The sequence below is a fragment of the Kitasatospora sp. NPDC023120 genome, assembly GCF_055560835.1.
Genome location: NZ_JBVHHY010000102.1, coordinates 1 through 2,164, shown reverse-complemented (window position 1 = coordinate 2,164; position 2,164 = coordinate 1). Strand labels below are relative to the sequence as shown.

Below are 2,164 nucleotides of genomic sequence, written 5' to 3'. Positions count from 1 at the left end.
GTACTTGAGCCCATTTTCGAAGCGGACTTCAAACCGTGCTCGTATGGGTTCCGCCCGAAGCGGCGCGCACACGACGCCATCGCCGAGATCCATTACTGAACCTGAAAGCGTGATGTCGGGGCCGTTTGCCTGACAGCTGCGGGGCGGGTCCGGTAGCCCTGAGCTGTGAGATACGCGCAGGGCGGCGGATTGACCGACGCTGAGAGGGCCGCGCGGGAGCGGATCCGGCTGCAGGCCGTGGAACGATTCGAGGGCGGGGAGAAGAACCGGGAGATCGCCACCGCGCTGAGGGTGACGAGCGGTCGGTGGAGCGATGGCGCCGACAGTGGCGTGAGCGCGGCGAGGCTGGGGTCCTCTCGAAGGGCTCACCCGGTCGCCCGCGGCTTGGCGAGAAGCAAATCGCCAGACTGGAAAGAGAGTTGGAGCGGGGCCCGCTCGTACATGGCTGGGGGGACCAGCGGTGGACGCTGGCTCGGGTGAGGACGCTGATCGGCCGGCTGTTCCATGTCGGCTACACGGTGGAGGGGACCTGGGCGCTGCTCAAGCGCCACGGCTGGTCGTGGCAGCAGCCGGCCCGCCGGGCCATCGAGCGGGACGATCAGGCGGTCGAGCTGTGGAAGAAGGAGATCTGGCCGCGGGTAAAAGCGCCGCGGCGGCTCGGGGAGCCTGGCTTGTCTTCGAGGACGAAGCCGGGCAGACCATGGAGACCGCCGCGCGCCAGGACCTGGGGCCGCGTGGGGTGCACGCCGGTCGTCCGTGTCCGCGGCAGGGGTTCCGGTCGGGTCTCGATAGCCGGAATGGCCTGCTACAAGGCAGGTCAGCGCTCGCGCATGATCTACGGCTTCCGCGTCCATCGCGGCCGCAAGGGCGAGCGCAAGGCGTTCACCTGGCAGGACTACCGAGACCTGATCCTGTGCGCCCGCATCCAGCTCGGCGGACCGATCGTCCTGGTCTGGGACAACCTCTCCACACACCTGATGCCGCCGATGAGGGAGTTCATCGCCGCGAACGAGGACTGGCTCACCGTCTTCCAGCTCCCTTCCTACGCTCCCGACCTCAACCCGCAGGAGGGCATCTGGGCCCTGGTCAAACGCGGCATCGGCAACCTCGCGGCCGCCAACATCGACCACCTGGCCAAGACCGTCCGAACCCGCCTCAAGAAGATCCAGTACCGCCCGCACCTGATCGACGGCTGCCTCGCCCAGTCCGGTCTGGATATAGACGACTGACAGTGATGATGTTCGTGGTGGCGCTGTCGGCGCTACATGACCGTGCCGGCTGCATCAGAAGAGGGCTAGGAGTTCCGTCAGAGAGGTGATGGACGGCACGTTGGAGGCGGACGCGTCTCGGCGCAGCGCACGTCCCGCATAGCCGAGCCGGATCGCGGCGTCGACCAGGTCCGGATCGTCGTCGATGAACAGGCACTCTGCAGGTGCGAGCTCCAGGGCGTCGCTGGCGTGGTGGTACATGCGTGGATCCGGCTTGGTGCAGCCGAGGAGGGCGGAGATTGCATACGCCTCGAAGAACCGGTCGATCCCGAGTCCGGCGTGGAGGACGGGCAGATTGGGCCAGGCATCCGACACCACGGCCATCCGGACCTTCCGTCGGCTCAGCTCCTGCAGGGTCTCCTCGACGTCTGGATAGGTCTCCAGGAACACGGGAGAGGGGACTTCGCGGCACAGATCGGCGAGCAGGTCCGGGGTCGGGTCCACGCCGAGGTGGTGGAGCATCACCCGGTGGTAGTCGTCATAGTCGGGCGTTGATGACGAGGCGGCGAAGAAGTGGTCTCCCACGGTGACAGCCGCCGCGAACTCTTCCGGTGTGATCGAAGGGGCGTGGGCGAGGACGGTTTGCTCGAAGTCCGCTCGCGGGTTCCAACGCCCGCCGATCGGCTGCATCAGCACGCCGCCCGAGTCGAAGAGAACAGCGCGGAGACGCTCGGAAGAGGCCGGCGGTATCGTCACCCGTCCAGTCTGGTGGACGGACGCCCACTGGTCGACCCCCTTTCGAGTCGGACGCCAGTAGCAATGCCCGCCCCGGTCAGACCGACATCACGCTTTCAGGTTCAGTATCTGACCTCTGGCTCCAGGGATTACCACTGGGTGCTGGAGTGCGACATCAAAGCCTGTTTTGACGAGATCAATCACACGGCATTGATGGATCG

Annotated in this window: 2 protein-coding genes; one reads left to right on the top strand and one right to left on the bottom strand. The window is 66.4% G+C overall.

What is annotated here, in order from left to right; translation table 11 throughout:
• Positions 1-165: 165 nt before the first annotated feature.
• Positions 166-1,229, top strand: a protein-coding gene (locus ACZ3TI_RS40885; RefSeq protein ID WP_465735658.1) for an IS630 family transposase whose coding sequence is annotated in 2 segments (ribosomal slippage) — positions 166-298 and positions 298-1,229 — 1,065 coding nt in all. Because the reading frame shifts where the segments join, the coding sequence is not laid out codon by codon here.
• A 54-nt stretch (positions 1,230-1,283) separates the two neighbouring features.
• Here ACZ3TI_RS40885 and ACZ3TI_RS40880 read toward each other — a convergent pair.
• Entirely contained in the window at positions 1,284-1,964 is a 681-nt protein-coding gene (locus ACZ3TI_RS40880) for an HAD family hydrolase (protein ID WP_465735656.1), read from the bottom strand.
• Between the last annotated feature and the right edge of the window lie 200 nt (positions 1,965-2,164).